The sequence below is a fragment of the Caloranaerobacter azorensis DSM 13643 genome (assembly GCF_900129995.1).
GTDB lineage: Bacteria > Bacillota > Clostridia > Tissierellales > Thermohalobacteraceae > Caloranaerobacter > Caloranaerobacter azorensis.
The window spans coordinates 1-5,483 of sequence record NZ_FQXO01000114.1 but is presented as its reverse complement, the minus strand read 5'-3'; the positions used below and the strand labels follow the sequence as shown (position 1 = coordinate 5,483).

The 5,483-nt window shown below is 24.2% G+C and carries 5 protein-coding genes; 2 read left to right on the top strand and 3 right to left on the bottom strand.

Annotated elements, in window-relative coordinates; translation table 11 throughout:
* Nucleotides 1-97 precede the first annotated feature (97 nt).
* Nucleotides 98-376: a hypothetical protein gene (locus BUB51_RS12035; RefSeq protein WP_073198028.1), complete on the top strand. Its 279-nt coding sequence runs from the start codon at nt 98-100 to the stop codon at nt 374-376.
* A 541-nt stretch (nt 377-917) separates the two neighbouring features.
* Here the strand turns inward: BUB51_RS12035 and BUB51_RS12030 are convergent.
* Entirely contained in the window at nt 918-1,538 is a 621-nt protein-coding gene (locus BUB51_RS12030) for a GIY-YIG nuclease family protein (RefSeq protein ID WP_073198026.1), read from the bottom strand.
* A 139-nt stretch (nt 1,539-1,677) separates the two neighbouring features.
* Nucleotides 1,678-2,301, bottom strand: a complete 624-nt coding sequence (locus tag BUB51_RS12025) for a hypothetical protein (protein ID WP_073198024.1) — start codon at nt 2,299-2,301, stop codon at nt 1,678-1,680.
* A 416-nt stretch (nt 2,302-2,717) separates the two neighbouring features.
* On the opposite strand from BUB51_RS12025, the gene BUB51_RS12020 reads away from it, so the two are divergent.
* Nucleotides 2,718-3,611, top strand: a complete 894-nt coding sequence (locus BUB51_RS12020; protein ID WP_073198023.1) for a tyrosine-type recombinase/integrase — start codon at nt 2,718-2,720, stop codon at nt 3,609-3,611.
* A gap of 247 nt (nt 3,612-3,858) precedes the next feature.
* Here BUB51_RS12020 and BUB51_RS12015 read toward each other — a convergent pair.
* On the bottom strand, nt 3,859-5,483 hold a 1,625-nt coding region (locus BUB51_RS12015; RefSeq protein ID WP_207647539.1), incomplete at its 5' end, for a hypothetical protein.

Here is a 5,483-nt window from a genome sequence, read left to right as displayed (position 1 = left end):
TTTTCAAGTATTTATTTATAAAAAAATAAAAATTTAACTTGAAATTTAATTGTAAGATTATATAAAAATTAGAAAAACAATAAGGAGGAATTAAAAAATGATAGGCAATTATTTAAGAATTATCCTTTTCTGTCTGGCTATTTACTGTATTGCATTTAATCTTTTAATGTTTATTGTAGAAGATTATATGACTGAAAAAGTAAAAAAAATAATCAAAAAGATTTATTTTTCGATATGGCTAGTACCTACAGGTATTTACATTTATATACTATCAAATAGCACTTATGCAGAACATTATTTTTTTAGAAATATTTTCGCAGGAATACTATTGCATGTATTGATGGCGTATTTTGGTTATCGTGCTACATTAGAATAATAATTATCTTTAAAAAGGAATTTAAAATAATAATAGAACCATTTCTTTTACCTTTATATAAAAAATAAACAATTTTAAAATTGTAAAACACCTAGAGACAATTAATTACCTCTAGGTGTTTTATAATCTACCCAATCCTTAATTTCCCTAAAAAACTAAAAAAACAAGAAAACCCAAATTTATATATGGAAATCTCTTACTCTCTTATATCTTCTTTCTTCTTTAAACTAAATTTACAACATCCCACATAAAATATAAAATTTAAATACTTTTTATCGCAAAAGTATCAAATATATCAAATTACAGAGTAATATATTAGAAGTAAATAAAATTGCTTAATATAATCCAATAAATATATTTATCCCGTCTAAAAAAATTGTAAAACTCCAATAAAATATATTACTAATATTTTTTAAAATTTTAAAAATCTAATTTTACTATTTTCTCTTTATTGATAATCTGTTTGCATTTATCCTAAAAACTACTATAAGTTTTTGTTCTTTCAATGAATTAAATCGTAAAATTTACAAAACATAAAAAATTATAATCTCATTAAAAAGTCTGTATAATCAATAATACTGTTTAATAATAACTTTTTACTAAATGGTTTTGCATTATCTTTATTATATTTAGGAGTATGCCCATATTTTAGTTTGTATCTTGCAATCAAATATATTTCTAATAATTCAGGATCAAAATTGATATTACAGCATACAAAAATCTTTAAGTTTTTTCCTGTTTTTATATCATTATTCCATATTTCTGGAGTATTATTTTTTTTCTGTCCATTAGGATATTCTTCAGAACGCTTAGGAACTAAATGGTCAAATAATCTAGAAAACAAATCAAAATCTTTATTATCTGATTTACCTATATATAACACATCTCCTTTATTATCTGCAATAACATATACTCCGTTATCTTGATTAGTTAGTTCTTCATAATTTTTATAATCTAAAAAATCTAACTGCTGTTCATAAATATATTTATATATTGCTCCTATCCATCTCTTTTTGCTGCCATTTTTCAGCCATTCTATTACTTGATTCGCATAATCATCTATTTCCTTAAATTCTTTAATGTCTGAAATATATCCGTATTTATAATAATTATTTCTTAAAAAAACCTCCTCTACAACAAATCTAATATATTCTATTTGCATAAAATACATTACTCCTTTCAACTATCATCTTTAATTCTCATATAATATTCTGCATTATTTTTACATATACCTTTATTTTCTTTTGAAAAAGTGCCATGTTAATACATAGCACTTTCTTATTACTTAATAAATTAGATATTTACTTTCCTGAATTCGCTTCTAAATATATGTTTCTTCCTTTTTCTAATAATTCTTCTGTAGAGCAGTCTACTTTACTAATTAATACATTAAAATTAAATATATATTTTTTTAATTTATCTGGTAAATCACAAAACATAGTGCCATTAAAACTATCTATCAATGATTTTTCTTCATCACTTAATTCAAAATTATAATCAGACTCAGATAAACTTAACTCTAAAGGTTCAATATCTTTCATGTAAGTATTTAGTAATTTTATATTATCCGTATCTATATCTGTATAAACTTTCTTTATCATCTCCTGTACTTCTTCAGAAGAATATAAATAATACAATAAAGATGAAAGTCTATTATTTCCATCAACCAATTTATTGTCTTCCCCATCCGAAATAATGATGAATGGCCTTAAATTTATTGAAATAGGGTGCAAAAATAAATCAAATACATATCTGCTTTGCATTTTTTTATCCCAAACAACTTTTCTATGCCAGTCAAATAAGGTTATTTCTCTAGTTACTACTTTTTCTATCAATTCCTTAATTGTCATTTGAGTTATTCTTCTTCTATTCCTCTGTGCTTTGCTAAGATTTTCGTTAATAATTTCAAAAATATCTTTATTCATTTTTATAACCTCCTCTATGTTTTCTAGACTAAATAGAATTTATGATATATTGCTTAAACAATAACAATCTAACAAACGTTTATTATCCTGTCAAGTAAAATTTACCAATTCAATCTAATAATTACCAAGTATTTTGAATTATGTTATCTTTACCTATTTCCCTTTTAAATATAACTTTTCAACATAACTACAATTCTTTTTCCAATTTGCTATCTTTCGAAAAATTTTTATTCCCTCCAAAATAGATATCTAGTAATTGTAAAATTTATACATTGAAAAATAACGCTAAAAAATTTGAAACAAAACTTTTTTGCCTACATTTTTATTAAATTATATATACATAAAACTAAATTTTTCTTGAAACTAATTTAAATAAATTTATATACTTCCAAAAAAAATATGGAGGTATATTAGATATGAAAAAAAGGGACTTATATATCGACAAGTATTACTTAGATGAGTTTAAAAAATATATGGAAAATCTTGATAAGACAGAATTAACTATTAATACTTATATTGATAATATCATTAGTTTTATAGAATGGTTTAATGATTCAAATTCAGACCCATTTGATCCAGAAATTGTTACCACAATAGATCTTCGTGATTTTAAATCATATTTAATCAATATAAAAAATGCAAAAGCAAATACAGTAAATTTAAAAATCATGAGCCTAAAGAATTATTTTTCTTTCCTCTATTCATACAACTATATCAAAGATGATATATCAAAAAATATAAAGAAAGTAAAAATTCAAAATGTTCCAGAACCTAAATGGATTAATGAGAAAACATTCAGGAAATTAAGGAGAGAAATATATAGAAGTGGTTATAAACATCATATTGTAATGATTGAATTATTCAGACATGCTCTTAGAATTTCAGAAATTATAAATTTAAAAATTGATAATATCGTACTTCGTAAAAAAGGATCTTATTTGTTGGTCTATGGGAAACATGGCAAGTATAGAAAAGTTCCTATAAATTCTGATTGTAGAAATGCCATACAAGATTATTTAAAAATAAGAAAAAAAATAAAAACTAATTATAGCAATCTTCTATTATCAGAAAGAAAAAAACCTTACACTAGATCAGCGATTTGGAAAATTATAGATAAATACAGCAAAAGATTAGGTATTCATATTTCTCCTCACCAACTTCGACATTATGCTATTAAAAAAATGGTTGACGAGGGTGTCCCTCTAACTGTTGTTGCAGATATTGCAGGTCACTCAGGAACTCAATTAATTTCTAAAGTTTATGCAGTACCTTCAGAACAGGATAAAGAAATGGCTGTAGAAAAGTTATAATTTAACAAAAAAATAATAGTTACACTAGTTATAAGTAACTAGTGTAACTATTATAACTATTTTATAATAAGTAGTATTATAATATTTTACTTTATTTCACAAAAATTTATTTATATAAGTAAATTGTATAATTTAAAATTAGCAACAACAAACTCAATATACAGTATACATATTTTACAGCACATACTATATAATGATAAACTTTAATCAATATGTTAATAATTTCCTCATTAGTTATATTGTTTTTTTATTCTAGAATTAACCATTCATGAAAATCAGGTTCTTCTTCAATATAATAATTTTTACTTTCAATGCTTTTAATTTCCCCTAAATCTAAATCTTCTACCACCAGTTCTTTTTTTTCGCATTCAATCTCAATTTTTTTTGACCTTAAATAAGCAAATTCTAATACAGCAAAAATAGAAGTTTCTACAAGCATCATTTTATATATTTTTTTAAATCCTAATTCTTGCAGTTTTCTTGCATTATTCATTAATCGCTTAATTTCTTCCTCTGAATTTTCCTTATAACATAAATATATCTTCATTTTTCCTCTTAAATCTTTAAAATGTTTATACAGTAAATATAACTGCCCCTTACTAATTTCCTCTTGCATAATCCCAACTACATTGGACTTACCTAATTCATTTGCCAATCTGATTACATCGTCAGGCATTTTACAAATAAATAACTCATTTTCAACTGATTTAACAGCCTTATCTAAATTATATAATGCAAAAGATTTATCAAAACCTTCATTTGTAACATACTCTACATATGGTACTTTTTGATCAATAATTTTCTGTTTATCTTCATAACTTAATTCTTCACTGAGTTGCAATTTTTTAATTTGTTCGTAATAATGTACTTTTTTTGTAATAGCGTTTTTGCATATCATCCCTACAACCCTGCCATTTTCATCTTTTACAGGAAAACATACTCTGCGTTTTAAATAATTTTTAGAATTTTTGCCTGCATACTTTATATTAAATTCTTCTATGTCTCTTTTTTCTAAATTTTCCCTTTTGAAAAATGAAGTAAAATAATTGCAGTCTTCTAAACCAAACTCCTTTAACGAAATCTCTTTTAGTTCCTTCTTTTGAAGAATTAGTGCATTATTATAACTGCACATTTTATTAGGAATCTCTACACAATTTAATTTATCTTGTGCTATCGAATTTAAATCTATTTTCAATTCTTGAGCCAATTTGTATACTGCTTCTTTTCTTTCTAGATGCATTTGTTTTTCTATAAAAGTTATAATTCCTATATTAAACCCGCAATTTTTACACTCTATATACATGTTATTTTTATTATCCCTTTTTATTATACCCTGCCACCTTTTATTCACAGCATTTCTGCAGTTTGGACATTTTTCAAATAAATTAACTCCAAATTTCTGCTTATAGAGTGAATACAGTGCAATTGCTATTTCATGAGAATTTTGTTTATTTATTTCATTAGTTAAAACATATAGTTTTTTATACTGCATTATCTCATGTTTATTATATAAGTTTCCTCTATCCAATCTGCCGTATTTTAGGTAATAGTCAACAATTTTTCTTATATTAATTTCTTCTGCTTTTTTGTGCAGAAAATTTTCAACATAGTATGAATCTTCAAAGTCAATTTCTGCCAATGTTTTATTCTTATACTTTTTCCCAAATCTTATAATATAGTCTGCTGCATATGTCTTAAAGCAGTATTCTATTTCATTCTTGATTTTAGAATTGCAGTTATTATTATACTGCCAAAACAAATAATCTAATCCGGATATGTTTTCATATATATTAGCAGAATTTAGTACCTCCAGCATATCCCTGCCTTTGACTAATCCAAAAGTAAACTTTCTGCACATAGGTACCACTCCTT

Bases quoted from the DNA above. Each gene is read 5' to 3' on its own strand.
- BUB51_RS12035 (WP_073198028.1), top strand. From the start codon at position 98: ATGATAGGCAATTATTTAAGAATTATCCTTTTCTGTCTGGCTATTTAC.
- BUB51_RS12030 (WP_073198026.1), bottom strand. From the start codon at position 1,538: ATGCAAATAGAATATATTAGATTTGTTGTAGAGGAGGTTTTTTTAAGA.
- BUB51_RS12025 (WP_073198024.1), bottom strand. From the start codon at position 2,301: ATGAATAAAGATATTTTTGAAATTATTAACGAAAATCTTAGCAAAGCA.
- BUB51_RS12020 (WP_073198023.1), top strand. From the start codon at position 2,718: ATGAAAAAAAGGGACTTATATATCGACAAGTATTACTTAGATGAGTTT.